Here is a 26,316-nt window from a genome sequence, read left to right as displayed (position 1 = left end):
GGGTGACCGCGGGACTGTGCGCCGTGGCGATGCTCGGTCTGGTCGCGGTGGCGGTGTTCGTGGATCTGGACACCGGTGACCGAGTGGCCAGCATCGTCGGCGCGGCCGCAGGCCTGGCGGGACTGGCCCTCGCCCTTCGGCAGGGAACAGCCCCCACACCGCCACCACCCGCCGCCCCGTCGGTGAGCGGGGGGCGGTCGGTGCGGGCGGGAGGCTCGATCGGCCGGGCGGTCACCGGAGACGGCCACACCCTCATCCACCCCTCCCCCATCATCCCTCCCGACAGTGCCCCGGCGCCCGGAGGTGCGAGCGGTACGGTGCCGGGAGTGCCCGGTGAGCGGGGGGTGGAGGCCGGGGGTTCGATCGGCGAAGCCATCACCGGCGACGCACCCAAGCAGGACGGGCAGCAGAGCCGGTCGTGAGTTCCCTGTGGCCCAAGCGGACGAAGAAGAACAACGGCGATAACCCCGGCTCCGAAGCATCGAAGGAAATCTCCGACGCTGCGCCGACGTCGATGGAACCTGCAGCGACCGTTCCGCCTCAGGCCACAGCCGGCACAGGCGAACGTGCGCTGGAGGCGAGCGGTGACCTGGGCCTGGGAATCAGCGGAGACAACGTCTCGTTGCAGAACGTCGCAGTCCATATAGGTGGTGCTGCAGCGTCGGGGCAATCGGTGGCGTTCCCCGTCGTGGTGGGTGCTGTGCCGGCGGCGGCGAGCCGGTATCAGGCACGGTCCCAGAGCGGGCTGCTGCGCACGGCACTGGACGACGGCGGAACGGTCGTCCTCACGGGCACCCCTGCTTCAGACACGGGCAAGAACGACGGCACCGGCCAGAGCGAAGCCGAGCCGGGTGATGCGCGGTGGGTGTTGTCGGGACTGGGCGGGGTCGGCAAGACCCAGATCGCCGCCCATCACGCTCGTACCCAGGTCGCCGAAGGTCAGATGGATGTGGTGGTGTGGGCTACGGCCACCGACCGCTCCGGTGTCCTGTCCGCCTACGCCCAGGCCGCCCGCGCCCTCGGTCTCCCGGGCGTCGCTGAGGACGACGGACAGAATGCCGCCCTTTTCCTGGCGTGGCTCCAGCCGCGGCCGGTCGCGGCCGGCACGCGGGCAGTGCGGTGGCTGATCGTGCTGGACAACATCACCGACCCCAACCACCTGACCGGCCTATGGCCCCCGTCCTCACCCCTCGGCCAGACCCTGGCCACCACCCGGCGCCGCGACGCCGCCCTGCGCGACCGCGGCACACGTATCGACGTCGACGTCTTCACCCCTACCGAAGCCCTGACCTTCCTCACCCGACGCCTCAGCGACTACGGACACAGCGAACCCGAGCACGACCTGCGCGTCCTGGCTCATGCCCTGGGGTATCTGCCGCTCGCTCTCGCCCAGGCTGCCGCCTACCTCGCCGACACCGGCCATACCGCGGCCGCCTACCACCGGATGCTGACCGAGCACACCGCACGCCTGGCCGAACTCGCCCCCGACGCACTGCCCGACGACCAAGAATTCCCTGTCGCGGCTGTCTGGGACCTCAGCGTCCAATATGCCGACACCCTCCCACCGGCCGGCTTGGCCCACCCCCTGCTGGCTCTGTTGTCGGTCCTGTCTCCCGATGGCATCCCCACCACACTGACTTCCACCGAAGCCGCCCGTGCCTACCTCGGCCGAAATGCCACAGACGCAGACCCTGCTTCTGAGACTGCAAAGGACAGGAAGCGGGTGGAGGAACGGCAGGTCATACAGACTCTCAGCGTGCTGCACCGCCTCAGCCTCATCGACCGCACCCCTGACGCCATCCGCGTCCACGCGCTGGTCCAGCACACCACTCGCGATGCTCTCAGTGACAAGCAACAGTCCGACGTGGCCCTGGCCGCCGCCGACGCGCTCCTCGACATATGGCCCGAACGGCTGAACCACGACGTTCTGACAGTGCTCGTTGCCAACGTCAATGCGCTGTGCGCCAGCGCTCCGCCCCGCAACGGTGACCTACACGCGGTCTTCTCCCGGGCAGGCCACGCTCTTGGGGAAAGCGGGAAGGTTGCTGCGGCTCACGACTACTTCACCCGTTTGCACACCATCGCCCATGACCTCCTCGGGCCCGACCATCCCGACACCCTCGCCACCCGCAACAACCTTGCCCTCTCGCGAGGCCAAGCCGGAGATCTCCAGGGCACGGCCCGTGCCACGGACGAGCTCCTCACCGATTACCTGCGCGTCCTCGGCCCCGACCACCCCGACACCCTCACCACACGCGAGAACCTTGCCTACTGGCAGGGACAAGCCGGAGATCCACGAGGCGCGGTCGATGTTCTGACCGAACTCCTCACCGATCGTCTCCGACTCCTCGGCCCCGGTCACCCTCGCACGCTCGTCACCCGCAACAACCTCGCCTACTGGCAAGGACAAGCCGGAGATCCACAAGGCGCGATCGATGTTCTGACCGAACTCCTCACCGACCATCTACGGATCCTCGGACCCGACCACCCCGACACCCTCACCACCCGCGAAAACATCGCTCGATGCAAGGGACAGGCTGGAGATCCACGAGGCGCGGTCGATGTTCTGACCGAACTCCTCACCGATTGTCTCCGACTCCTCGGGCCCGACCACCCCCATACCCTCATCACCCGCAACAACCTGGCCCGATGGCACGGGGAGACCGGAGATGCCCGGAGCGCTGTCGGCGCGTTCGCCGAACTCCTCACCGACCATCTACGGATCCTCGGACCCGACCACCCCGACACCCTCACCACACGCAACAACCTCGCCCATTGGAGAGGAGAGGCCGGAGACGCTCAGGGAGCTGCCGACGCCTTCGCCGAACTCCTCACAGATCGCCTGCGTGTCCTCGGACCCGATCACCCTCACACCCTCACCACCCGCAACCACCTCGCTCGATGGCGAAGGGAGCTGGGAGAACTGCAAGAGGAGATATAAGGAAATAGTGCAGCTTCGATCAGGGCTTTTACCCGTTCCCGCTCCCCCATGGACAGGCTCGGGTATGTGGAGGTTTCCTGGCTGCTCGGGATCGGGTGGCGCGACCTGCGTGACCTGCTGGTCAGCCTGCATACTGTCACCAGCTCCGCCCCCGACGGCAGCGGTGACCACGAACTCGCCGCCACGCTCTACGGGAGGAGTCGCTTGTAACAGCAGAGGGCTGCGGCGAGGCCGAGAAAGACCAGGTAGTTGCGGGGATGGCGTTCGTATCGGCGGTTGAGCCGACAGTAGCCGGTCAGTCAGGACATGGTCCGCTCGATCACCCGTCTGCGGCGGCCGAGTCGTTCGGAGGGCTCGATGCCCTTGCGGGCGATGCGGACGCCGATACGTTTCCCACGGAGCCATTTCCGCAGTTCAGGTATGTCGTGAGTCTTGCCGGCGCGCAGGCGCTGGGGTTTGAAGTTCCGGTCCCGGTGAAGGTCGTGTCTCGTTTGGTGACCGAGCACCATGGGCTTCAGTGCCTGGCTGTCGTGGGTGTTGGCGGCCGAGACGCCGACGAGGAGGGGCAGTCCGTTCGCGTCCGACAGGACGTGCATCCTGGAACCCGCCTTGCCCCGGTCCACGGGACTCGGACCGGTGAGGGCGCCCCCTTTATTTCGCCCGGATGCGGGCGGAGTCGAGGACGGCGCGGGACAGGTCGAGCAGGCCGGCGTCGTCGAGGCGGTGCAGGATCCCCTCGTGCAGCCGACCCCACACGCCGGCCCTGGACCAGATCAGGAACCGGCGATGGGCCGTGGACTTCGAGACGCCGAAACAGGGCGGCAAAGCCCGCCAGGCGCAGCCGGAGACCAGGACGTAGACGATCGCGGCGAACAGCGTCTCATCAGGCATGTCCTGCGTCCCGCTGCCCTGCGGCCTCACCCGAGAGGGCGGGATCAACGGCTTCGCGATCTCCCACAGCCCGTCCGGAACAATCCAACTCCACGTACCCCGCCCCATGACCGCCTCACCACATAGGACACGGCCTTGGTGTGCCTCCAGGCGTTCGGCGTCGGCCGGCTCCCGGCCCCGCTGCACCGCCGCGTCCCCGGCCTTGACGAGTTCTGCGAGGGCGAGGCGGAGGCTGTCGGTGTCCTGGTTGGTGGCGGTGGCCAGTCGGTCCAGGGAGGTGAGGACCTCGCGTGGTTCGCCCAGGCCGTCGACCAGGTGGTTGATGAGCCCGTCGACGAGCGGGCCGGTGCGCATTCTCAAGCGCGGCGACGGCCAAGCCGTCGCAGGCCTCGCGGAAGATGAGGTGCGGCCGCGGGTCACGAGTCACCGGCGGACCTCGTTTTCGTCGTCTGGTGGCCTGCCGCCGGAGCGAGGGACGCCGACGAGGGGACCTGCCGATGCCGGGAATCGGGCAGGTGAGCCAAGGGTGACGGCTCCCCGTTCGGCCGGTCAGGACCTTTCCGTGCCGTCAGACTCTGGGCAGGACGCTTTGGCGGGACGTGGATGTGGGCGATGCGGGGTGGGTGTGACCGAGCGCGGTAAGGCCGACCGTGCCGCTTCGGACGAGACGGGGCTGGGAGTGAGGCACCACGGCGTCCAGCACGTACGCGTGGCGACGGGGGGCCGGCCGGGCGGGCGACAGGACAGCGACGCGCAGCGGCAGGATGACGGGCCGGTGCGTGCGGTGCCGCGGCACGTGGCCTGTGTGATGGACGGCAACGGCCGTTGGGCGCAGCGGCGCTCGCTCCCCCGGACCGCGGGCCATCGGGCTGCGGAGACCACCGTCATCGACATCATCGAGGCGGCCCGGGCGGCCGGAGTCGAGTGGCTCAGCCTGTACGCCTTCTCCACCGAGAACTGGAACCGTCCTGGTTCCGAGGTCGACTATCTGATGCGCCTGGTCCGTCGGGTTGTGCGCAAGCACGCGCCGCTGCTGCTGGCACGCGGGATCCGCTGTCGCTTCCTCGGAGTCGCGGACCCGCGCATCCCCCGTGAGCTGACTCGGGATTTCGAGGATCTGGCGACGCTGACCGCCGACAGCCGCGGTATGACGCTGACCGTCGCCTTCGATCACGGCGGGCGCCGCGACATCGTGGAGGCCGCCCGGTCGCTGATCCGCAGCGGGACGCCCGCCGAGGAGGTGACCGAGCAGCTCTTCGCCGACCACCTGCCGTTCCCGGACACACCCGACGTGGACCTCGTCATCCGCACCTCCGGTGAGCAGCGGATCTCGAACTTCATGCTCTGGCAGGTCGCCTATGCCGAGTGGGTCTTCCCCGAGGCGCTCTGGCCGGACTTCCGGGCCCCGGATTTCCTCGCGTGCCTGCACACCTACCGGCGGCGTGACCGTCGCTTCGGCGGCGTGCCGCCCCAGACGAACGGAGACCCGTCATGACGACTGGAAGCAGCACAACCACCGGCGACACGCCTCTGTTCGACGCGGAGTCGCAGTTCGGTACCTTTTTCGACGATCCGCGCTGGGCGCTGGCCTTGATCCGCGCCACCGTACTGGAGGCCGCCCACCCGCAGGTCGGTGCCGCTCTCGCCGACAACTCCGCCTTCGTCGCCCACCCCTGGCGTCGGCTGCGCAACACCTTCCTCAGCATGCGGCGCATGTTCGACGCCGATCCGGCGGTACGCGAACGGGAGGCCGCCCGCCTCAACAGGCTGCACGCCCGAATGAGCGGCTCCGACGCCCGCGGCCGCGCCTACGACGCCATGGACCGGGCGACCCGTGCCTGGGTGGTCGCCACCCTCTTCGAGGGCGCCGTCACCATGTGCCGGCTGGGCGGTCAGCCGCTCGACCAGGACACCATGGAACGCATGTACGCGGAGTACCGCGCGTTCCTCGCCGCCCTCGACGGCGACGCCGGAGAACTCCCCGAGGACGTCAACGACTTCTGGAGGTACTTCGACCGGGTCGTCGAGGAAGAGCTGGAGAACACCGAGGCAGTCCGCATCATCCTCTACCGGCTCTTCGACCACCTGCCCGCCCCCGCGCTGCTCGCCGGCGCGCCGACCCTGTGGGCGGCCGGCCGGGCCGTCGTCGGTCCGCTGCTCGGTGCGATCACCGTCGCTTCCCTCCCCGAGCCCTACCGGCGCCGGGCGGGCCTGCCCGAGATGCCCGGCGCCCCCACCCTCATGCAGGGCGCCTACTTCGCCGCCGGGCTCACCCGTTTCCTGCCCGAGGGCTGGATCAACGCCGAAACCATCATCGAGGCCCTCTTCCTCTCACCTGACAGCGACGACCCCCGCGCCCGAACCGTGACCGTGCTGCATGCCCGTATGAAGCGGGCCTCGGCCCTGCTCCGCCTCCTCACACCCCTGGGCGACGACACCGACCCCGACCCGGCAAACGCCACGGGAGAAGGCCGGCGCTCGGCAAAGGAGTTCTTCCACCAGGTGCTGGACCAGACGGGCGATGGCCACCTCGACTGGCCCGACCTCGCCGCCATGGCACGTGAACTGGCCACCCGCCTCGACCTGGACGAACCTGAGGAGACCCGCCTCTACGACGCCTTCGCCGCCTGGTGGCGCGAGCTCCAGGCCGCCCTCGACACGGACGGCGACGGTCGTGTCAGCGCCGACGAGTACGCCGCCGCCGTCCCGTCCCTCGCCGGACCCGCGCTCATCCGCGTAGCCGAGGTCCTCTTCGACGCCACCGACAAGGACGGCAGCGGAGCCATCGACGCGGACGAGCACCGAACCCTTTTCCGCACCGCTTTCCACCGCGACCTCGCCACCACCCACAGCACCTACGGCCGTAGCGCCTTCGTCGGCGACTTCCTCTCCTTCATGTCAGGCCGCCGCACGAACACCCCGTACGACCCCCTCCTCGCCGACGCCTGACGAACTCGAGCACGGTGGCGTGCGTCCTTGTGCACCCCCGTCCGGACCAGCAGCTCCGGTGGCGATGGGGCGGAAGGTGGCAGACGCGCTCGAGGTGCCGGAGCCGGCCACGCAGTGACGTCGGGACGGCGTGGCGGACCGTGCCGCCCGAGGCCCGGCGGGCGGCGGTGCGGCACAGGCCTGCGGGCCACGCCAGGGTGATGCGCAGGGCGCCCGACCCGGACCGGAATCGGTCGATCACCCGCGCTCGGCCCGGTACCGCGAGCGGGGGCGCGCCGGCCTCGGTGGGACGGTGGATGGACACCCCGTCCTCGTTGGCGGTCAATGCGGCCAGGGCGCCGCCGTCGGTCGTCCAGCCGGACAGGCGGTCCTCGTCGGCCGCGTCGTCGGCCAGCTCCAGGCACGGGTCATCGAGCCGGAAACGGCGCTCCCCCGTCGGGTCGGACCGCAGGATGAGGGCGGCCGAGGGGACACCCGTGGGTACGGCGATCTTGTCGTGGGCCAGGAGCCAGGCGATCACCGCCGGCCGGGGGAACCGGGGGTGGAGATCGGTCCCGGCGGCGGGGACGGGGACGGGGAAGTCGAGGCGACGGCGGCGCCAGTCCACCACCGCCGCCCACCCCACCCCTCTGTCCGCACGACCTCCGCCAGGAACACCATGTCCCCCTCCGGGCCGGGGCCGACGGTATCCGTCCCCGCGGGCGGTGAGAGTGTCGTGCCGGCGCAGGTACACCAGAGCGACGAGCGCACGCTGTGCGGCGGGAGCTTGCAACGGCGGTCACCCTCGCGGATGGCGATGATCATGGTGACCCGCTCGACCAGGGCGTTTCGAAGGTCGAGTGCGGCAGGATAGGGAGCCGACAGGGCTCCTGTGCCGGTGGGTTGAGACGTCGAACACCTCTCTCAACGGCACGGGGGCTTTGTGCGCTGCGGCCCTCACCTCGACCTGACCGGCGTCACCCGATCAGGGGCGGCCGAGGCCCAGTCGGGGTGCGCCGTTAGGCTGCCGACATGACCACAGAAACCCAGCGTAACGAGGCCCCCGACTCGTCAGACTCGCCCGTCACGTTCATCAACGTCTTCGAGATCGACGCCGCCGAGCTCGACGAGTTCGTCGTGAAGTGGGAGCAGCGGGCCAGGCTCATGCGGGACAAGCCGGGCTTCATCGACTCCCGTATGCACAGGGCCCGTTCCTCCGGCTCCCGCTTCCAGCTCATCAACGTCTCCCACTGGGAGAGCCAGGAGGCGTGGGAGGCCGCCACCGCCGACCCCGACTTCGCGTCGCGCACGCAGGCCGCACGGGAGCAGACCAAACAGCCGATCACGCCGAACCCCGGGGTGTACGACGTCGTCGTCGAACTCACCGCTCCCTAGGCGGTGTCCGATGGCACGTACTTCACTCGGGCGCCAAAGAGGCGATGCAGAGATGATGTGCGGGTGTCCTATGAAGACTCAGCGAGTACGACTGCCGGGACGAGACTCCTGCTGGAGCAGGGCCGAGCGAACCCACGTACGCAGCCGGACCGGATCGAAGCGACGGTGACCGTCCCGTGGAAGACGTGGGCTCTCTTGTCGTAGCGAGTCGCGACCGCACGGAAGATCCCCAGCCGGTTGATCGTTCGCTCCACTTCGTTGCGGCGCCGGTAGATTTCCCTGTCGAACCCGGTCGGACGGCCGGCCTTGCTGCCGCGCTGCCGGCGGTTGGCACGCCGGTTCTTGGGCTCCGGGATGGTGTGCTTGATCTGGCACCGCCGCAGATGGCGACGGTTGCGGCGCGACGAAGAGGCTTTGTCGCGCCGAGGTGATCGGGCCGAGTACGCGGGCGTCCGCCGGCGAGCCGCGGAACACTGACACGGCAATGACCTGGCCGAGCGTCTCGGCATCACGTCGCGCACGGTGCGTCGTGACATCGACCGCCTGCGCGAACTCGACTACCTGATCAAAACCCTCAAAGGACCGGCCGGCGGCTACCGCCCGGAAGCCGGTGCTCACCTGCCGCCCATGCTGTTCGACGACCAGGCTGTCGCCCTGGCCGTCGCACCACGGACCGCGGCCGCCGGCACCACCGTCGCCGAAGACGCTGCTCGCGTACTGGCCGCCCTCCGCCAGGTCATGCCCTCCCGCCTGCACCACCGCATCGACCTGTCGTACATCACCACCGTCCAACCGCCCGCGGCGGCCGGCGGCACCCCCGGATCGACGCTCAGGTCCTGACGGCCCTGAGCCGCGCCATCCGCGCCCACGAGGAACCACGCTTCGACTACGTCCCGGTGCCGAGCACCCCGGCCGATGACGTCCGCCGCGTACAACTCCACCACCTGGTCACCTGGCGTCATCGCCGGTACCTGGTGGCCTGGGACCTCCACCGCGAGGACCGGCGTACCTTCCGCGTCGACCGCATCCGGCCCCGCACACCCACCGGCCCCCGCTTCGCCCCTCGTGGCCTTCCCGGCGGCACCGTCTCCACCTTCCTCACCAGCCGATTCCGCGACAACGACGGCGCCACTACCGGCTGGCCCGGCGAAGGCGAAGTCATCCTCCGCCTCCCGGCCGCCGCTGCCGCGCCCTTCGCCCAGGATGGAACCGTCGAGGGACTCGGTTCCCGTCACCGCCGCCTCGTCCTCGGCTCCTGGTCATGGACCGGACTCGCCGCCACCGTCGGCCGCTCCGACACCGACGTCGAAGTCGTCGGCCCACCCCGACCGGCCACCGCATTCGGGAACCTCGCCACCTCCTACGCCCACGCCGCTGTCGGCATCATCGAGGCGGCCTCGGCCGGACAGCGGGCCGGACGGGGAGGCCTCGCGTTTCGGCGTTACTCCTGGGTGGCGTCGGTGCAGTAGACGTCCTCGTCCGGCAGGTGGCCGGTGGTCAGGAAGCGGACGGTTGCCTTGTCGGCACAGGCGGAGCCTTCGCCGTAGACGAAGTGCCCGCCGTTGTCGACGCCGACGAAGGCAGAGCCGTCGCCGAGAGACTTGTGCAGCCCGACGCCGCTTTCCCACGGAGTGGCATTGTCTCGGCGGTTCTGCAGGATCAGGGTGTTGCGCGGGCCGCCCTTCACGATCTCGGCAGTCTTCTCGACTGGCTTGTTCCAGTAGGCGCATGCCCAGATGTTGGCGGGCATTCCCGCAGTGAGCGGCCACTTCTTGCGGTCGGCGGTGGTGCGGGCGGCGTAACCGCCGACGTCGCGCGGCCATTCGGCGTCGCCGCAGGTGAGAGCCATGAACATGGTGGCCTGGTTGTCCGCGGGAATGCCCGGGGGCGCCGGTGTGTCGGCAAGCACCTGCTTGAGAACCGCGGTGTCGGCGGCCGTGGTGCTGCCGTGGATCAGGTTGTCGGCGGCCTTCCAGAACTTGGCGAGCACGGGAAGGGTGTTGTCGTGCAGAAGCAGGACGTAGGTCATGTTCCGCAGCAGCGCCCCGTCCAGCGACGCCGATGCGCCGGGAATCGCTACGGGCGTGCGGTCGAGCCGGTCGGCGAGGGCGAGGTAGGTGCGTGTCACCTGCGCGACGTTCGTGCCCAGCTCGAGGGTACTTGCTTGCGCAGCGGCGACGCGGGCGGCGTCGGGGAACCGGTCGGCCATGCCCTTGCCCCAGGTGCCCGCCACTTGGTCGGCCCATACCTTGGTGGGGTCGACGTTGCCTTCCAGCACCATCCGGTCGGTGTGGTCCTGGAAGAGGGAGCGGTAGACGGCGCCGAGGTAGGTGCCGTAGGACTGACCCCAGTAGGAGATGTCCTTCTCGCCGAGCGCCTGACGGATGCGGTCCATGTCGCGGGCCGTGTTGGCGGTGTTGTAGTACCGCAGGTTCTTGCCCACCGTGTCGGCGCACTGCTCGGCTCCGGCTTCGGCGAGGGCCACGTTCTCGGTGATCGAGCCGTCCGCGGCAGGATAGGGGAAGAGTCCGGACACGTCGGGGTTCCGCAGACCGCAACTCTGTGGGGTGCTGTGTTCGACGCCACGCGGGTCGAAACCGATCAGGTCGTAGCGGTCCAGGACGGACTTCGACAATGTGGACGCCATGGTTTCGGGCATGCCGAGACCACCCGATCCCGGCCCGCCGGGGTTCAGCAGCAGAACGCCACGTCGCTTCCCGGGCTGTGCGGTGGGCAGCCGGGAGACCGCCACGTCGATTTTCACGCCACCCGGGTTCTGGTAGTCGAGTGGCACCTCCAACGTTCCACAGGCCAGGCGGGGGTCACGGGTTTGTCCCTCGGCCGGAGGCGGACACCTGCCCCAAACGATCTTGTCCGGTTGCGAGACCTTGGCTCCAGCACCACATGCGACCGGCGCGGTTCCTGCCAGCGCGGAAACCAGCAGAGCTGTGGCGATTCGACGGCCTTGGGGAAAACCGCGCTGCGTGGAACCTCGTGCGATGGTCATGGTGTTGTCCTTAAGCTGTCGAGCTGGTCAGTCCTGTCCGGCCATTGTGTTGATGACTTGAGCCAACAAGAGATCACCGGCGGCGCGCGTCACCGTGGAGAGGACGAAACAGGTGGCTCGCTCGGGGATCCCGAACCGACCCCGAGAACGGAGCGCCCCCCGTGAGACCCGTCGGATGAGTTGTGGGCGGAAACGACCTCTGCCGCCGGCTTGCCGCGCCGCACGGCATCACAGGACCGCCGGGCTTGGTTGCCGCCCCTGGTCGATCCCGCCCGATGGGCCAGCACCATCGCCCGGACCCCGTCTCGGAAATCCAGTGACGTCTGGTGTCGCGGGCCCGGGCCGAGGGCCTCCAGCAGTCGACGAAGCGGCCGCTGGAGGCCGCGCTGGAGGGCGGGAACTCAAACGGCTGCTCACCGGCGCCCTCACTGAGCAGGACCTGTTGGGCCTGCTGACAGCGGCCGGCGGTGGTCTGTCCCTCCAGAACTTGGCGGAACTCACCGGCACCCGCGACCGGTGGGAGATCACTGAGACCCTGGATACGTGTCCGGCCGAACTTTCGAGCAGCGCCCGGCACTGGTCCGGAACGGGTCGGAGCGGCCTGAGCACGTCTACCTGCTGCCCACGAGGATCTGCAGCGGGAGGCTATGGGCTTCCTCGCCGGAGACCGGCTGGTCCACTGCCGCCGGCGCCTGCACGACTGGGTGGACGGGCACCGGGGACCGGGCTGCGGCGCAGGATCGTGTGGCGGTCCGCCGCCCAGCGCTCGATCGCGGTCGCGGACTGTCCGGACCGCTGGTGGTGTATCGAGAGCGGCTCGGAAGTCGGTCCAGGACAGCGGCGTCGGGTCTGTCAGGTGTGGGAGAGCCAGATCGCGAGATTGAGGGCCGAGGCGAAGGTCACCCACAGTGCGTAGGGGACGAGCAGGAGCGCGGCGGCTCCGCAGTGGCGGGCGAAGAGGACCATCGTGGTCAGGAGAGCCGCCAGGAGGAGACAGATGTCGAGGAAGGCCAGACCGTACTCGCCGGCAGTGAAGAAGAGAGGGGTCCAGGCGAGGTTGAGAAGCAGTTGCACCGACCACCAGGTCATAGCCGTGCGGGTGGGGTCGTGGGGGTTTCGGAGTACCAGCCATGCGGCAACGGCGATGGTGCCGTACAGCACGGTCCACACGGGTCCGAAAAGCCATCCGGGTGGGGCCCAGGCCGGCCGATCCAGTGCGTTGTAGGTGTCGCCAGCGTCCGTGGAGGCCAGCCCGCCCAGCGCGGCAACGGCGTAGCAGAGGGCCAGGAGGCCCAGAAGGACGGGCCAACGCGAGCCTCGTTGCTTGCGTCCAGTTCGGGAAGACCCCGCGTTCGGCACGGCACACTCCGTTTCCGTGAGGGTGATGACACTGTCCTGATGCCCTGTGAAGCCACTGTGATGTCGGCGCCTTCGCACCGCGGCGCACCCACCACGCCTACCGGCGGAAACGGGAACGACGTCACCCGGTTGACGCCGCTTCTGGACGCGATCCCCCGCGCCCACGGGTTCCGGAGACGACCGCGGCGCCCGTCGGACCGACTGGCCGACCGTTCGCCGGCCGAAACCACGACTTTGACGAGCACTGAGACCTGCCTGACGAACGGTCACCCGGTGTGTCGGCGGAGTCACAGGATCAGAGCCGCCACGGCGATTCCCCTCCGGTGGCGATCGGCGGGCTTGTCCCGATCGCGCGGAACTGCTCGAGACGGGCGAAGCATCGTTCGACCGCGTTGCGACCGCGGTAGACGACCTCGTCGAAAGAGGGCGGGCGTGCCCTTCAAGCCGGGCGCCGTCGAGCGGCCGCACGTGCAGTGCGTCCTTCTCGACACGCTGGTGCGGGCTTCGGAGGAGCGGCGCCGCGGCGACCTGCGCCTGGAGCTGAAGGTACGGGCCGTGCCGCCCCGGGCGTCCGTTCATCCGGGCCGCCCCGGTGCGCAGCTGCGCCTCGATACGGCCAAAGGGCACTGGCAACGACAGCTCGAAGGGCTGGGCCGCTCGCTCGGTGGGGAGAGGCGCGCCACCTTCCCCACCGCCACGAACTGCGGGAAGCGGTGACTCCGAGTTTCCAGGGCCCCTCGCTGCACCAGGCAGGTCCACTCCCCGTGATGAACGGGTCCGCATCGTGCCGGAGGGGCCACCCACCTGACGGGATCGGAGACGGACGACCGCACGCTGGTCACGTTGCTGCACCTGCGGGCGATCGGGGACGCCGCGTCCCGGGAACCCGCCCTCACCACGGAGATCTCCGACGACGGCAACCGGCTGCTCGCGCCCGCCCGGGCCGGTGCCGACTTCATCGTGAGCGGCAGGCTGATCAGCCTTCTCATGGCGCAGATCTCGGAGAGCGACTACCTCGCCGCGGTCTTCGAGGAGCTGTTCACCGCCGAAGGGAGCGAGTTCCACCTGAGACCGGTCGGGGACTACGTCCGGCTCGACCGGGAGGTCGCCTTCGCCACCGCCGTCGAATCGGCGCGTCGGCGTGGGGAGTGCGCGGTCGGATACCGGCAGCGCGCGTCGGCCGGCACGGGTCCCGACCACGGCATGAAGGTCAACCCCGACAAGGGGCGTCCGGTCCGGTTCGCCCCGGGAGGCCGGCCGATCGTGCTCGCCGAGAACTGACCCCGGCAGACCGGTGCGGCCCCATCACGGTGTGGCAGAGGGCTGCCCTCCTGTCCTCACAGATCGAGGTAAAACCGTACGGTGGTGCCCTCAGCCGTCGTGTGGAGGCGCACCAGGTCCGTTACGTAGTGGACCAGCATCAGGCCGCGGCCGCCGATCTGGCCCGGCTCGGGAGGTCTGCGACCCGCAAGGGAGTCGGACAGACGGCCGCCGTCGTGGACTTCGCACACCAGCCGGCTGTGCTCCGCCCAGACCGCGAGGGTGCCTCGGCCCCCGCCGTGGACCACGCTGTTGGTGGTCAGCTCGGCCACCGACAGTTCCAGATCTTCCAGTCGCTCCTCCGTCAGGCCCAGGTCCACCGCCCGGGCGACGGCGAAACGGCGGACCTCAGGCAGGTCCTGCCTGCCGTAGGAGAAGGCGGGGGCGTGCTCCGGACGTACCAGCGGCTGGTTGTAGCGGTCCGCGATCGCCCGCCAGTCGTAGACGTCGCTTTCCTTCTGCTGCCCGTCACCATCGATGACCAGGGGGTGGGTGATCCGCGCGTCCGCGAGGACCTCCGGTTCCAGTGCGGTCTCGTCGTACGGGCAGAGGATCGTCACCGCCCGGCCCTCGAACGCGACGTTGATCAACGCCTCGTGTTGCGCGCACGCCGGATACTCCGTTTCGGACCGGCCCGCCCAGATCGGCTCGCCGATGATCCGTACACGCCCTTCGGGGTGGCCGTCGGCGAAGCCCCGCAACACCCGGGGGATGATCCGTCCCGGGTTGAGTCCGACCTCGGTCATGTCGAGGAACAGGATGCCCTCGCCGTCCGCGCCCAGCGCAGTCTTGATGAGCTCCAGGTTGGGGCCGGGCACCGCGACAGCCATCGGCTCGTGCTGAGCCAGCCCCTCCTTCAGGAAGGCGAGGGTCTGCTGGATGTACTCCCGCTCGGTGCGGTAGAAGAGGGCGGGGTGGACGAATGCGTCGCTGGTGGTCACCGAGGTCATCGCGACGCCACCTCAATCCGGTCCAGGTCCGGCCAGAACAACTCCAGGACCCGTGGCAGTTGCGGCGGCGGCGCCTCGATCACGAGCCGTCCGCTGTTCAGATCCATCGCGGTCACGGCGAGCGCCGTGACTCCGGCAACGTCGATGAAAGCCACCTCCGACAATTCCACGTAGGAGACGCCCTGGTGGCGTTGGGACAATTCGGTAAGGGCGTGCTCCCAGCGCGGCCGCGTGACTTCACTGATCTCACCACGGACACGTATCCCGGAACGGCCGGACAACGGATCTACCTCCAAAGCAGTGCTTTGCGGGGCGGCCGGCCCCTGCCCGCCCATCACACGTCGGGCTTCCACGCCGGGACTCCTTCGATCCGTCAGCCGTCTGCTGACCACCCGAGCCCCCGTCGGCAGGAGGAGACTCTTCCAACCCGCCACTCTACCGCCGCCCATGGACAGGGTTGGCCGGTCAGGCCGACCGCCGCCTGCGCGGTGGCAGCGGCAGGGTCGGGCTGGAAGGGAAAAACCGGTCCGGGTCGACGATACGCAGTACGCGCAGTGCGAAGTCCGGCCCTGCGGCCAAGAACTCGTAACACGATCATGCGGCTGACACGGGCCGGGCGCGTCCCGTGTCCCAGCTCCAGCCGCGAGAAGAAGATCCCGGCCTTCTGCCGCCGGTCCAGTCGCCGCCAGCAGGTTCGATCCGATCCGGATCCCGTCTCAAAGGGGCAGCGGTCGCCAGGTAGTGGCGTCGTGGAGCACGTGCAGGGCGCCCTGCACGCACTGTCGGTCCGGCACCGGCACCGGCACCGGCCGGGGGCCTTCTCGGGGCAGGCCGACAGCAGCGGCTCGACCGGCACCCACAGATGCTCGTCCACGGTCCCCCGTCGAATCGACACCCTCGAACGATCACATCGTCGCTCGACAGGCACCGCCCGATAGATGCCCGGGGTCCGGAACATGCCGGACGGTCCGCACCACCGCCCGATGGTGCGGACCGTCCGACAACCCGAGAGCCTGCCGGCAGGGGGTACAAGCAGGCTCGTTTCCTTCAGCGGTCCCATGCGCTTCACTCCGCATGCCCTCGAACCCAGATCCCACACCCTCGACTTTCCGAGAGGATCCGTGTGGGGCGCCCGGTCGTCTGCCGCACCGGAAGCCTCGTGGGGTTCGCGTCCACGCGGCCGACGGAAGCCGGTTCTGGTCCCACCTCGCCGTAGCCCTCAACACCGCCGGTCGGTACAGCCCTGCTCGTCGCGCTCCCGGGCTTGTGGACCTGGCCTTCGGGATCCCGCAGCGCTCGACGACCAAGGCCATGGGCCTCGCTCCCGCGGTCTCGGCGTCACCGCACTCGGCCTGTTCGCGGCCGGCCTCGTCCTTCACGACACCCACCGGAACGGCCCCCTCCCACCGACCACAGGGCTCGCGCGCTCTCCGCCACCGGACCGGCCCGCGCTTTCGCCGCCGGGCACCTCGTCCGGGACTGCCACGTGAGTATCCGCCTCTCCCGGGGCAAAAGCACCATAAAGACAAGGTGCGGCACACCGAGATCGTCGATCTCCGCCGCCGCCACGCCGCATGGGCGGGCACCCCGGGCTGCCGGACGGAGACTTCCTGTGAGCGTCCCGCCGCCACGGTCCGGTCGTTCCCGACGCCCCGTCGCGGCTCACCAGACCGCGTACGGATACCGGTCCGGTGCGCTGCATGACCAGACACCTTCAGGAGGGAATAATGACCGAACAATTCAAAGTCGGAGACCACGTGCGCTGGAACTCGGAAGCGGGACGCGTAGAGGGCGTCATCATCAAGAAACACACCCGCGAAACAACATACAAAGGTCATGCGCGGCACGCCACGGAAAGCGAACCGCAGTACGAGATCAAGAGTGACAAGACGGGTCACATCGCCATGCACAAAGGAAGCGCACTGGAGAAGAGCTGATGCCGTCGATCCTTGCGCCCGCCCGCACGGTCAGCCTCTCGCGCTCCCGATAGCGGTGGGCGGCCCGGCGGCATGGAACGGAGAGGTGATGACGAGCCGCGTATACACCGTCGGGCATTCGACCCGCACCTTCGACGAGATGACGTCAATGCTGCAGAAAAATACGATCATCCACGCGCTGCTCGTCGCCGGTGCGGAGGTCGTGCACATCATGTCCGCCACGGTGACGAAACCGGCGTCCTTGAACGAGTGTGCACATGTTGACGATGCACATATCACCTATCCCGCGCCCTGCGGTTCGTGAAGCGAGGATGGACATCGTCGCGGAGGTCCGCGAGGTCGTCGCGGCCATCCCGGCCGGTAGCGTCGTTTCCTACGGTGACATCGCAGAACGGATCGGAACGGGCCCCCGGCAAGTAGGGCACGCGATGAGACTGATCGACGAAGGCGTGCCCTGGTGGCGCGTCGTCCACGCGGACGGCACGCCCGCGACGTGCCACCAGGGTCAGGCACCTCGGCTGCTGGCCGAAGAAGGAACACCGATGCGCGGCACACGGGTGGACATGCGACGCGCACGACACCATGGGGACGCGCGCGTCCCGCCATCGCCGTGATCGCGGGCCCGCCCTGGACCGAAAGCCCCGTCCCCGTCACAGCGACCCGAATCATCCCGACCAGGACCGGCCCGTCCCTGACGGACGTGGACACCGTCGCCGACGACGAATCTTCGCCGCCCAGGTGCTGGCCTACTGCACCGAACTCGACCTGGGCCTGAGCGCATGAACCCCATGGCGGCTCGATCGCCCTGGGCGAGCCCTACGGCGCGGCCGGAGCCCGGCTGACCGCCACTGCTCCGGCCACCCTGCGCCACGACGACCTCAACACCGTCCTGATCAGCCTCGTCGCCGCAGACGACCAGGGCATGGCCCTTCCCATGGAACGGACCTCGTGGAAAGGGCCCACGAGCGGCGGGCGGCTTTCGGTTCCCCATCCTGCAGAGGGCTTGCCCCCAACAGGCGAATCTCCCCTCGTCCACACGGCTTGGCGCCACCGCGTGCGGAGCCGTCATCAGCGTCCGTCCCCGGCCTGACGTCCACCGACCCGCCACGGGGACCAGCCGGCGGGTTCAGTCCTGGTTGGCGAGTTCCCGGTACGCCGGGGCGTCGAGGAGGTCGTCCGGCTCGCCGGTACCGGTCGGGACCTTTCGCCCGGAGGAGGTGGGCGAAGACGACCAGCCGGCCAGAAGCCCTCGGCGTACGGGCTCGACCGACGGATGGAGATGTCCGGCGGCGGACAGGGCGACGGACTGGTCGGGCCGGGACGGAGAGGCGGGCAGGACCTGAACAGGCGTGGCCGGTCTTCCCGCTCCGCACCTCACCTGGCGTCAAAGGCCTCCCGTGCCTTCTCGATCTGCGGCATGTACGTCCGCGCCCAGTCCAGGAGGACATCCACGGGAGGGCGCATGGTCTTCCCCAGCGGAGCGACCCGGTATTCCACCGCGACGGGCCTGGAACTCACGACCTCGCGCTCGATGATGCCGTTGCGCTCCAGTCTGCGCAGGGTGGCGGTCAGCGACTTCTGCGTGACCGCGGGGATCGCACGGCGCAGTTCATTGAACCGGCGCGGTCCCTCGCACAGCTCGCCGAGCACGCTCAAAGACCACTTGTCCAGTACTTGGTCGAGCAGTTCGCGGTGTGGTGCCGGGACACTCAGCTCGTCGTTGCGGGAAGGGGTGGTATCGGTCATGAAACCTGGTCTCGTTGAAGTGTCCTGCGTCGCCCAGGTATCAAATCTATACGTAGTCCGTCGCTTCAAGGAGACCGCCGTGCCCGTTCGACGTTTCACCCCCGAGGGCTTGCTGCAGCCCGCGCCCTACCACCATGTCGCCGTCGGAACCGGCAGCAGACACGTTCACGTCAGTGGACAGACCGCCAGCCTCGCGGACGGGACAACCGTCGCGCCGGGAGACCTCTCGGGGCAGGTCGCGCAGGCGCTGCGGAACACCGCACGCGGTCTCGCCGGAGCCGGCGCGACGTTCGACGACGTAGTACGGCTGACCATCTACGTCACCCGGTGGAAGCCGGAGAAGATCGGCGCCTTCATGGCGGGCGTCGAAAGCGTCGCGGACGAGATCGGGCTGCCGCAGCCCCTTCCTCCGTCGTCACTCATCGGCGTCGATTGCCTCTTCGACCCCGGCGTACTCGTCGAAGTCGAGGCCACCGCCCTCGTCGACTGACCGACCGCTCGCTCCGGCCCGTCCACCTGTGCGGGGTGAAAGGCCCGCGCTCTCCGGCAGCGAGTGTCCACGAGGGGGCTGCGCACACCGCGGACGGGCAGGGGCACTCGGCCACCCCCACAGGCGACGATGGGCACGGACCACCCACCGCCGGGGCAACCGGCCGCACCACCGTCCACGAGGACACGCTTGCCTCAGCGAGCTCTTACGCGCGCTCAGGCTTTCGTGCCTCGATGAGGGCCCTGGAGGAGCGGGCGACGAAGGGGCCCTCGGCCTCGCTCTCCTCGTGCGGCTCGCGCAGGCGGTCGCGGTACTGCTCGACGGTGGAACCGGGCACCGTCCGGATCACCTTGCGGAGGAAGTGGATCACGGCGCCGGCGTCCGTCACCTCTCGGCGCAGTCCCGCCTCACAGACTCACACCCTTACAGCTACCCGTTCGCCTGGGGAAACAGGGTGCGCGGACCCCACCGACCTCACAGGACCAGCTCGCGGGCAGGACCGCGGCGGAGGTCACATGCCGGATTCGGTGGCGAAACGGATGAACCCGGCGACGGGCGGGCCGGACGTGAGCCCACACTGGTCGCCGAGTGCCGACCGCACGCCTGCCGCCACGTCGGCGTCCGGTTCGCCGAACACCTCGAAGTGTTCCACCCGGCAGTGCTTCATCACCTCCTGGATGTACGGGTCCGCCAGCTTCCAGTGGGTGCGGACCGCGTCGGAGTCCCGGTAGAGCTGGAAGCTGTGGGCGAGCATCCGCTCCTCGTCCACGAAGGTCTGCACCAGCAGCTGCGGGCCGTGCCGCTCCGCGAACGCCACGGCCCGGACGACGGCGCTGCGGAAATCCTCCAGGTGGCCGTCGGTGATGCTCATGGCCGGTCCGACACGAGGAGCCGGAGAACGTCCGCCGTCGTCTCGAACCGTCCCGGGAGGCGATCGCCGAGCTCACCGGCCTGCCGGCCCCTCGCGACAGCAGTCGCCGAGCTCAGGAGCGATCCCGTGCCGCCTTCCTGCTTGGCCATCGGCGCGGGGCGGGGACCAGCCGTCCGGTGAGAGTGCGTTCTTGGCGTGCGTGACGGATTCCCCCGAGGCGGGCCCCGGTCGCAGTCGTGGGGCTGAGCGGCATCGACCGGCTCCGGAACGACGCGGTTCCCGTCGGCGTTCCGTACTGTACGGATCGGCTGTTCCGTACAGTACGAGGCACCGGGAGGAACTCGAGATGGCCGGTCTGAGGCTGGGACCGCTCCTGCGTCATGTGGACTGGGAGTCGGGCACGAGCGCGACGGTGTGGGTCGAGACGGACCAGCCGTGCGCGGTGGAGGTCCGGTGCCCGGACGGCGCCGGGGGTTCGGTGCCGACGTTCCGCGTCGCCGGCCACCACTACGCGCTGGTGGTCGTGACCGGACTCGCCCCCGGTTCGACCACCCCGTACGAAGTACTGCTCGACGGCGAGCGGGTGTGGCCTCCCGCGCGTTCGTCCCTGCCGCCCAGCACCATCCGCACGCCATCGGTCCCTGCGACCGGCGCGGTGGTGGCCTTCGGCTCGTGCCGGTGGGCGGCGCCCGCCGTGGGCGAGTCCGACCCGGTGGGTCCCGACGTCCTCGACACGCTCGCCGCCCGGCTCGCCGCCGACCCGGAGGCCGGGCGTCCGGACGTTCTCCTCCTTCTGGGCGATCAGGTGTACGCGGACGAGACGTCCGCCGGCACACGCGACTGGATCGCCCGGCACCGGCGGGCCGCCGGCACCGGATCGGCCGCTCCGCCGGATCAGGTGGCCGACTACGAGGAGTACACCCACCTCTACGACGAGTCCTGGGGCGACCCCGAACTGCGCTGGCTGCTCTCGACCGTGCCCACGTGCATGATCTTCGACGACCACGACGTCATCGACGACTGGAACACCAGTGCCGCCTGGGTGGCCGACATGCGGGCGACGCCCTGGTGGCACGAGCGGATCACCGGCGGTCTGATGTCGTACTGGGTCTACCAGCACCTCGGGAACCTCTCCCCCGCCGAGCTCGCCGAGGACAAGCTGTACGCGGCGGTGCTGGCGGCCGACGACGGAACGGAGGTGCTGCGCGCGTTCGCCGAACGGGCCGACGCCGATCCGGCCACGGTGCGCTGGAGCTACCGCAGGGACTTCGGCCGCACCCGGTTGCTGATGGTCGACACCAGGGCCGCGCGGGTGCTGGAGGAGCAGCACCGGGCGATGCTGGACGCGGAGGAGGCGACCTGGCTGCGGACACAGGCGTTCGAGGATCCCGGCGGCTTCGACCACCTGCTGATCGGGACCTCGCTCCCGTGGCTGCTGCCCCCGATGGTCCACTTCGCGGAGGGCTGGCACGCGGCGCTCTGCCGCGGTGAACGCGGGCCGCGCTGGGCGCGCTTCGGCGAGTGGCTGCGCCGACGGGCCGACCTCGAGCACTGGGCGGCGTTCACCTCGTCGTTCGAACGACTGACGGAGACGATCGCCGAGGTGGGCCGGGCCGACGCCGCCCCGGCGACGGTGTGCGTGCTCTCCGGGGACGTGCACCACGGGTACGTGGCGGAGCCCGTCTGGACCTCCGGGGGGCAGCCGGACTCCCGCGTCTTTCAGTTCACCTGTTCACCGCTGCACAATTCGGTGCCCACACCCATAAGAGTCGGGTTCCGTTTCGGCTGGAGTCGGTTCGCCCGGGGGATCGGGCACCTCCTCGCCCGCCACGGACGGGTCACGAGGCCCGCGGTCCGATGGAAGCACACGGGTGGACCGTGGTTCGGAAACCAGCTGATGACCCTGACGCTCCGTGGACGTGCGGCGCGGCTGCGGCTGGAGAAGGCCTCGGCGGGTGCCGAGCGGGGACACCGGGGAACCGACCGCGCGGGCGCACGGCTCACGGGAGTCCTCGACCGGGTCCTGACGGAAGGAAGGTGACGTCCCACTGGACGACGCGTCCCGCCCGCGCCGTCGGTGTCCGAGGAACGAAGCGCACAGCAGGCGTTCGGATGAGGGTCGACGGCGCGGGAACCCGGTGGTGTGCGGCAATCGTCGCAGGGGCCCCTCGCCCCCCCGGTCGGTGCGAGGTCCAGGACGCGGACGCCCCGCTCGTCGACCAGGGCGGAGTGGGGCTCGCCGGGATCGAAGGCATGGCGCCCTCCCCACTGGCGCCGGGCGAGGGTCCCCTCCTGGTGTTCCCACAGCGCCCGGCAGCTCCTCCCGCCCGTCGCCCCCGCAGAGGCGAGGCGGGAGGTCAGGAGCTGTCCCCGGCCCGGTGGGCCGGGCTCCTCGCAGGCCTCGACGGTCATCGTGCGTCGGCACCTCACCCGCTACGCGCGTGCGCCCGTCACGTGCTTCCGCACGCAGTCCCGGAGCGCGGGCGCGTCCGTCGGGAGGGCTTTCCCCGAGGGCCTGCGCGACGAGTTCCGCGACCGGACGGTGAAGGAGCACCGGAGCAGTTCGCCGATCAGAACTCGATGCTCGTGGTGCCGCAGTCCCTCACCTCGTGATGGTCACAGACCGGTCTCCGGCGAGGGCACCGGTCCCCCGGAGGTTTCCTCTCGGCAGGCCCCCGTGCCCGAGCGCCTGCCGGCGCCGGAGCCCGCACCGGGTAGCCGCTCTCCCCCGTCCGGCTGTTCCTTCGCCTCCGGCCACTGCGGCCGGGGGGGCTTCGTGCTTCCTGGGGCGCCGGAGCACCGTCACGCCGACGCACGAGGCGCTCCCCCGCTTCGCCACCGGCCTCGACCGCCTCTTCCTGCTCGGCGCCGACGCTTCCCTCGCGCCGCCCCCGGGGCTTCCGTCCCCGGTCCGCGGGCCGGGCGCCCCTACGGCCGGTGGGTGGTCGCGCGGCGGATGCCGTACGCGCCGGCGCCGACGAGGAGGACGGCGGCTCCGGCGATCACGGAGGACGGCGGGAGGGCGAAGGCCAGGAGGAGGCAGCCGACGAGGCCGGTGAAGGGGATGACTCGGGCCGGGCGGCCTTCCGCCGGGGTCAGGGTCAGGGCGGAGGCGTTGGCGACGGCGTAGTAGGCCAGGACACCGAAGGAGGAGAACCCGATCGCCCCGCGCACGTCCGTGCTCGCGGCCGCAACGGCGACGACGGCGCCGACGAGGAGTTCGGCGCGGTGGGGGACCTTGAAGCGCGGGTGCACGGCGGCCAGCGTGTGGGGCAGGTGGCGGTCTCGGGCCATGGCCAGGGTGGTGCGGGAGACTCCGAGGATGAGGGCGAGCAGGGAGCCGAGAGCGGCGACGGCGGCGCCGGTGCGTACGACGGGGACGAGCCGGGGGGCACCGGCGCTCTGCGCGGCCTGCGTCAGCGGGGTGTCGGTGGCGGCGAGGCCGTCCGGGCCGAGGACGAGCAGGACGGACACGGCGACGGCCGCGTAGACGGTGAGGGTGATGCCGAGGGCGATCGGGATCGCGCGCGGGATGGTGCGGGCCGGATCACGGACTTCCTCGCCGAGGGTGGCGATGCGGGCGTAGCCGGCGAACGCGAAGAACAGCAGCCCGGCTGCCTGGAGCACCCCGCCCGCCGTCGCGTCCGAGCCGACGTCCAAACGCGCCCTGTCCGCAGCATTGGAGGTGAAGGAGGCGACCACGACGGCGGCGAGCACCGCGAGGACGACCGCCACGATAACGCGGGTGAGCAGGGCGGACTTCTGGATGCCCGTGTAGTTGACCGCGGTCAGGGCCACCACGGCGGCCACCGCGACCGCGTGGGCCTGACCGGGCCAGATGTAGGAGCCGGCGGTCAGGGCCATGGCCGCGCAGGAAGCTGTCTTGCCCACGACGAACGCCCAGCCTGCCAGATATCCCCAGAACTCGCCCAGCCGCTCGCGCCCGTAGACGTAAGTGCCTCCCGACGCGGGATAGAGGGCGGCGAGCCGGGCGGAGGAGGTGGCGTTGCAGTAGGCCACGACTGCCGCCAGCGCCAGGCCGAGCAACAGGCCGGAACCGGCGGCGCGGGCGGCCGGGGCCAGGGAGGCGAAGATCCCGGCACCGATCATCGCCCCGAGCCCGATCACCACCGCGTCCGGCGTCCCCAGACGCCGCCGGAGTTCACCCGGCGCCCCGGATACGGGCGAGGGACTGCTGCTCACGTTCATGACTCCTTGCCAGGTATGCCCGCGGTGCTCCGCCGGTCTGCAGGCACGGTAAGGCATCGGCTTGAACACCCCCGGCTCGCCCGTTCTGTGAAGGAGGGGGCGGGGCGGCGGCCTGTGGGGACGGGGGCGGCGGGGGCGGCGGGGGCGGCGAGCGGCATCCTCAGGAGCGGGTGTTGGCGGGGCAGGAGCCGGCCGCACCGGTCGCGGCGGGTGTGCCTGTTCGTGCGGTGTTCCCGGCGAGGGGGTTCTTCCAGGCCCGTTCGCGCAGCAGGCGCAGGCCGTTGAGGCCGACGATGATGGTGGAGCCTTCGTGGCCGGCGACGCCGAGTGGCAGTGGGAGCATGCCGATCAGGTCCCAGGCCACGAGCACGGTGATGAAGGTCCCGGCGATGATCAGGTTCTGGATCACCAGGCGGCGGGCCCTTCGGGACAGGTTCACGACGGCAGGGATGGCGGCGAGTTCGTCGCGGACGACGACGGCGTCGGCGGTCTCCAGAGCGAGGTCGGAACCCGCCTTTCCCATCGCGATGCCGGTGTGGGCCGCGGCCAGGGCGGGGGCGTCGTTGACGCCGTCGCCGACGACCATCACCCGGAGTCCTTCGTTCTGCCATGCCTGGACGGTGGCGACCTTGTCCTGCGGCAGAAGCCCGGCACGGACGTCGGTGATGCCGACCTCGGCGGCCAGGTCGCGGGCGGCACGCTCGTTGTCGCCGGTCAGCAGGACCGGGGCGCGGCCGGTGAGGGCGGTGAGGGCTCTCACCGTGGCCTTCGCGTCCGGGCGGAGCCGGTCGGAGATGCCCAGTACCCCGGCCGGTGTGCCGTCGCGCAGGACGAGTACCGCGGTGCGGCCCTGCTCCTGGAGTTCCTGCACCAGGGGGTCGGCTTCCGCACCGGCGGTGCGGCGGGCCGGCGATCCGACCTGGATGGCGTGGCCGTCGACGGTGGCGCTGACGCCGACGCCGGGTGTGGAGGTGAAGTCGGTCGCGTCGGCAAGGGTGAGGCCGCGTTCGCGGGCGGCATCCACGATGGCGCGGGCCAGGGGGTGCTCGCTGGGGTGCTCGGCCGCGGCGGCCAGCGCCAGCAGGGTGTTCTCCGAGAGTCCGGAACCGGGTGCGGGGCGGATGTCGGTGACCCGGGGGGTGCCTTCGGTGAGGGTGCCGGTCTTGTCCAGGGCGACGGCGTCGATCTGGCTCAGGCGTTCCATGACGACGGCGGACTTGGCGAGGACCCCGTGGCGGCCGGCGTTGGCGATGGCGGACAACAGCGGCGGCATGGTGGACAGCACCACGGCGCAGGGCGAGGCCACGATCATGAACGTCATGGCGCGGAGCAGTGCCGGTCGCAGTTCGTCGCCGAGGGCGAGCGGGATCGTGAAGACGGCCAGCGTGGCGATGACCATGCCGATCGAGTAGCGCTGCTCGATCTTCTCGATGAACAGCTGGGTGGGGGCTTTGGTCTCGGAGGCTTCCTCGACCATGCGCACGATCCGGGCGATGACCGAGTCCGAGGGGTCCCGCTCGACGCGGACGCGCAGGGCGCCGGTGCCGTTGACGGTGCCGGCGAACACCTCGTCGCCGGGTTGTTTGGCAACCGGGAGGGGTTCGCCGGTGATGGTGGCCTGGTCGACGTCGGAGGTCCCGTCGATCACCCGGCCGTCGGCGCCGATCCGCTCGCCGGGCCGCACCAGGACGGTGTCGCCGACGCCGAGGAGGTCGGTGGGCACGGTCTCCTCGCCACCGGGCAGGAGCCGGGTCGCGGTGGTCGGTGCGAGGTCGAGGAGTCCGCGCACGGAGTCGGCGGTCCGGGCGGTCGCGACGGCCTCCAGCGCACCGGAGGTGGCGAAGATGATGATCAGCAGTGCCCCGTCCAGGACCTGGCCGATGGCGGCGGCGCCGAGCGCGGCGACGACCATCAGCAGATCCACGTCCAGGGTCTTGTCCTTCAGGGCCTCCAGGCCCTCCCGTGCCGGTTTCCAGCCGCCCGCGACGTAGACGGCGGCGTACAGCGGGGCCCGTGCCCACGCCGGGGCGCCGAGGAGATCCAGCGGCAGGGCGATCAGGAACAGGACCAGCGCGGTCAGCGCCCAGCGGGCCTCCGGCAGCGCCAGTACCCGCGTCCGGTGCCGCGGTGGCACGAGGCCGGAACCGGTGGCGGACGACGCGGGCCGCCGCTCGAGAACTGAAGACATGACAAAACAACCCTTCGCGGGCGGATGGGGCAGCGCCCTCACCATACAGGAACACCTGAACAGGTCTTCATATGTCATCGGTAT

Annotated in this window: 23 protein-coding genes and 6 pseudogenes; 15 read left to right on the top strand and 14 right to left on the bottom strand. The window is 70.2% G+C overall.

Annotated features, from left to right (window positions below; all coding sequences use genetic code 11):
* Nucleotides 1-2: 2 nt before the first annotated feature.
* Nucleotides 3-422, top strand: coding sequence for a hypothetical protein (locus tag CP977_RS33470; RefSeq protein ID WP_234363689.1), 420 nt, complete (start codon nucleotides 3-5; stop codon nucleotides 420-422).
* Nucleotides 419-2,941, top strand: a complete 2,523-nt coding sequence (locus tag CP977_RS34330; RefSeq protein ID WP_159057834.1) for a tetratricopeptide repeat protein — start codon at nucleotides 419-421, stop codon at nucleotides 2,939-2,941. The genes CP977_RS33470 and CP977_RS34330 overlap by 4 nt, the downstream gene beginning before the upstream one ends.
* Nucleotides 2,942-3,129: 188 nt before the next feature.
* On the opposite strand, the pseudogene CP977_RS33460 reads toward CP977_RS34330, so the two are convergent.
* Nucleotides 3,130-3,940 (bottom strand): annotated as a pseudogene (locus tag CP977_RS33460) (IS5 family transposase).
* A gap of 39 nt (nucleotides 3,941-3,979) precedes the next feature.
* Nucleotides 3,980-4,186, bottom strand: a pseudogene (locus tag CP977_RS33455) (DUF6042 family protein); the annotation flags it as partial.
* A 421-nt stretch (nucleotides 4,187-4,607) separates the two neighbouring features.
* On the opposite strand from CP977_RS33455, the gene uppS reads away from it, so the two are divergent.
* On the top strand, nucleotides 4,608-5,327 hold the full coding sequence (gene uppS / locus CP977_RS33450) for a polyprenyl diphosphate synthase (RefSeq protein ID WP_062760515.1): 720 nt from the start codon (nucleotides 4,608-4,610) through the stop codon (nucleotides 5,325-5,327).
* Nucleotides 5,324-6,781, top strand: coding sequence for an oxygenase MpaB family protein (locus tag CP977_RS33445; RefSeq protein WP_152371416.1), 1,458 nt, complete (start codon nucleotides 5,324-5,326; stop codon nucleotides 6,779-6,781). The genes uppS and CP977_RS33445 overlap by 4 nt, the downstream gene beginning before the upstream one ends.
* On the opposite strand, the gene CP977_RS33440 is transcribed toward CP977_RS33445, so the two are convergent.
* Both CP977_RS33440 and CP977_RS35615 read right to left on the bottom strand, forming a co-directional pair.
* A complete protein-coding gene (locus tag CP977_RS33440; RefSeq protein ID WP_152371415.1) occupies nucleotides 6,726-7,391 on the bottom strand; it encodes a hypothetical protein in 666 nt (221 codons plus the stop codon). The genes CP977_RS33445 and CP977_RS33440 overlap by 56 nt on opposite strands.
* A 75-nt stretch (nucleotides 7,392-7,466) precedes the next feature.
* Nucleotides 7,467-7,585, bottom strand: a pseudogene (locus tag CP977_RS35615) (helix-turn-helix domain-containing protein); the annotation flags it as partial.
* 207 nt (nucleotides 7,586-7,792) lie between these two features.
* Here CP977_RS35615 and CP977_RS33430 point away from each other — a divergent pair.
* The gene (locus CP977_RS33430; RefSeq protein WP_109184869.1) at nucleotides 7,793-8,155 is read left to right on the top strand and encodes an antibiotic biosynthesis monooxygenase family protein; all 363 of its coding nucleotides are present in this window, start codon (nucleotides 7,793-7,795) and stop codon (nucleotides 8,153-8,155) included.
* A gap of 149 nt (nucleotides 8,156-8,304) precedes the next feature.
* On the opposite strand, the pseudogene CP977_RS33425 reads toward CP977_RS33430, so the two are convergent.
* Nucleotides 8,305-8,636, bottom strand: a pseudogene (locus tag CP977_RS33425) (transposase family protein); the annotation flags it as partial.
* Between the two features lie 41 nt (nucleotides 8,637-8,677).
* Between CP977_RS33425 and CP977_RS35610 the strand changes: the two are divergent.
* Complete coding sequence (locus CP977_RS35610) at nucleotides 8,678-8,995, top strand: helix-turn-helix transcriptional regulator (protein WP_372460749.1); 318 nt, start codon at nucleotides 8,678-8,680, stop codon at nucleotides 8,993-8,995.
* Nucleotides 8,977-9,624: a helix-turn-helix transcriptional regulator gene (locus CP977_RS33420; protein ID WP_375790333.1), complete on the top strand. Its 648-nt coding sequence runs from the start codon at nucleotides 8,977-8,979 to the stop codon at nucleotides 9,622-9,624. The genes CP977_RS35610 and CP977_RS33420 overlap by 19 nt, the downstream gene beginning before the upstream one ends.
* Here CP977_RS33420 and CP977_RS33415 read toward each other — a convergent pair.
* Nucleotides 9,597-11,162, bottom strand: coding sequence for an alpha/beta hydrolase (locus CP977_RS33415; protein ID WP_152371414.1), 1,566 nt, complete (start codon nucleotides 11,160-11,162; stop codon nucleotides 9,597-9,599). The two genes, CP977_RS33420 and CP977_RS33415, sit on opposite strands and share 28 nt — an antisense overlap.
* An 852-nt stretch (nucleotides 11,163-12,014) precedes the next feature.
* Complete coding sequence (locus CP977_RS33410) at nucleotides 12,015-12,521, bottom strand: TspO/MBR family protein (RefSeq protein ID WP_152371413.1); 507 nt, start codon at nucleotides 12,519-12,521, stop codon at nucleotides 12,015-12,017.
* 432 nt (nucleotides 12,522-12,953) lie between these two features.
* Here CP977_RS33410 and CP977_RS33405 point away from each other — a divergent pair, with 432 nt between their 5' ends.
* Together CP977_RS33405 and CP977_RS33400 are read left to right on the top strand one after the other, a co-directional pair.
* Nucleotides 12,954-13,238 carry a hypothetical protein gene (locus tag CP977_RS33405; RefSeq protein ID WP_152371412.1) on the top strand — a complete coding sequence of 95 codons (285 nt, stop codon included), beginning with the start codon at nucleotides 12,954-12,956 and terminating at the stop codon, nucleotides 13,236-13,238.
* Between the two features lie 126 nt (nucleotides 13,239-13,364).
* Nucleotides 13,365-13,802 (top strand): hypothetical protein, encoded by a 438-nt coding sequence (locus CP977_RS33400; RefSeq protein ID WP_152371411.1) that lies wholly within the window; start codon nucleotides 13,365-13,367, stop codon nucleotides 13,800-13,802.
* Between the two features lie 56 nt (nucleotides 13,803-13,858).
* Here CP977_RS33400 and CP977_RS33395 read toward each other — a convergent pair whose 3' ends face one another.
* Nucleotides 13,859-14,791 carry an anti-sigma factor RsbA family regulatory protein gene (locus tag CP977_RS33395; protein ID WP_062760302.1) on the bottom strand — a complete coding sequence of 311 codons (933 nt, stop codon included), beginning with the start codon at nucleotides 14,789-14,791 and terminating at the stop codon, nucleotides 13,859-13,861.
* The gene (locus CP977_RS33390) at nucleotides 14,788-15,126 is read right to left on the bottom strand and encodes an STAS domain-containing protein (RefSeq protein WP_062760512.1); all 339 of its coding nucleotides are present in this window, start codon (nucleotides 15,124-15,126) and stop codon (nucleotides 14,788-14,790) included. The genes CP977_RS33395 and CP977_RS33390 overlap by 4 nt, the downstream gene beginning before the upstream one ends.
* 1,392 nt (nucleotides 15,127-16,518) lie before the next feature.
* Here CP977_RS33390 and CP977_RS33385 point away from each other — a divergent pair.
* The 4 genes and pseudogenes from CP977_RS33385 to CP977_RS35600 all read left to right on the top strand — a co-directional run.
* On the top strand, nucleotides 16,519-16,728 hold the full coding sequence (locus CP977_RS33385; protein ID WP_079131541.1) for a hypervirulence associated TUDOR domain-containing protein: 210 nt from the start codon (nucleotides 16,519-16,521) through the stop codon (nucleotides 16,726-16,728).
* 88 nt (nucleotides 16,729-16,816) lie between these two features.
* Entirely contained in the window at nucleotides 16,817-17,032 is a 216-nt protein-coding gene (locus CP977_RS35605; RefSeq protein WP_109184992.1) for a hypothetical protein, read from the top strand.
* Between the two features lie 7 nt (nucleotides 17,033-17,039).
* Nucleotides 17,040-17,342: an MGMT family protein gene (locus CP977_RS33375; RefSeq protein ID WP_109184862.1), complete on the top strand. Its 303-nt coding sequence runs from the start codon at nucleotides 17,040-17,042 to the stop codon at nucleotides 17,340-17,342.
* A 182-nt stretch (nucleotides 17,343-17,524) separates the two neighbouring features.
* Nucleotides 17,525-17,818: pseudogene (locus CP977_RS35600) on the top strand (hypothetical protein); the annotation flags it as partial.
* A gap of 284 nt (nucleotides 17,819-18,102) precedes the next feature.
* Here CP977_RS35600 and CP977_RS33365 read toward each other — a convergent pair.
* Nucleotides 18,103-18,474, bottom strand: coding sequence for a winged helix-turn-helix transcriptional regulator (locus CP977_RS33365; RefSeq protein WP_152371410.1), 372 nt, complete (start codon nucleotides 18,472-18,474; stop codon nucleotides 18,103-18,105).
* Nucleotides 18,475-18,553: 79 nt separating this feature from the next.
* Here CP977_RS33365 and CP977_RS33360 point away from each other — a divergent pair, with 79 nt between their 5' ends.
* Nucleotides 18,554-18,964, top strand: a complete 411-nt coding sequence (locus tag CP977_RS33360) for a RidA family protein (RefSeq protein WP_152371710.1) — start codon at nucleotides 18,554-18,556, stop codon at nucleotides 18,962-18,964.
* Between the two features lie 205 nt (nucleotides 18,965-19,169).
* Here the strand turns inward: CP977_RS33360 and CP977_RS33355 are convergent.
* Nucleotides 19,170-19,364, bottom strand: a pseudogene (locus tag CP977_RS33355) (SAM-dependent methyltransferase); the annotation flags it as partial.
* Between the two features lie 111 nt (nucleotides 19,365-19,475).
* Entirely contained in the window at nucleotides 19,476-19,835 is a 360-nt protein-coding gene (locus CP977_RS33350) for a hypothetical protein (RefSeq protein WP_109184858.1), read from the bottom strand.
* 346 nt (nucleotides 19,836-20,181) lie between these two features.
* Here CP977_RS33350 and CP977_RS33345 point away from each other — a divergent pair, with 346 nt between their 5' ends.
* Entirely contained in the window at nucleotides 20,182-21,876 is a 1,695-nt protein-coding gene (locus CP977_RS33345; protein ID WP_062760296.1) for an alkaline phosphatase D family protein, read from the top strand.
* An 887-nt stretch (nucleotides 21,877-22,763) separates the two neighbouring features.
* Here the strand turns inward: CP977_RS33345 and CP977_RS33335 are convergent.
* Nucleotides 22,764-24,038 (bottom strand): APC family permease, encoded by a 1,275-nt coding sequence (locus CP977_RS33335; RefSeq protein WP_269145151.1) that lies wholly within the window; start codon nucleotides 24,036-24,038, stop codon nucleotides 22,764-22,766.
* A 166-nt stretch (nucleotides 24,039-24,204) separates the two neighbouring features.
* Entirely contained in the window at nucleotides 24,205-26,232 is a 2,028-nt protein-coding gene (locus CP977_RS33330) for a heavy metal translocating P-type ATPase (RefSeq protein WP_152371408.1), read from the bottom strand.
* Nucleotides 26,233-26,316: the final 84 nt, after the last annotated feature.

The sequence above is a fragment of the Streptomyces cinereoruber genome (genome assembly GCF_009299385.1).
Lineage (GTDB): Bacteria > Actinomycetota > Actinomycetes > Streptomycetales > Streptomycetaceae > Streptomyces > Streptomyces bikiniensis.
This window is presented reverse-complemented; position numbering and strand designations above follow the sequence as displayed.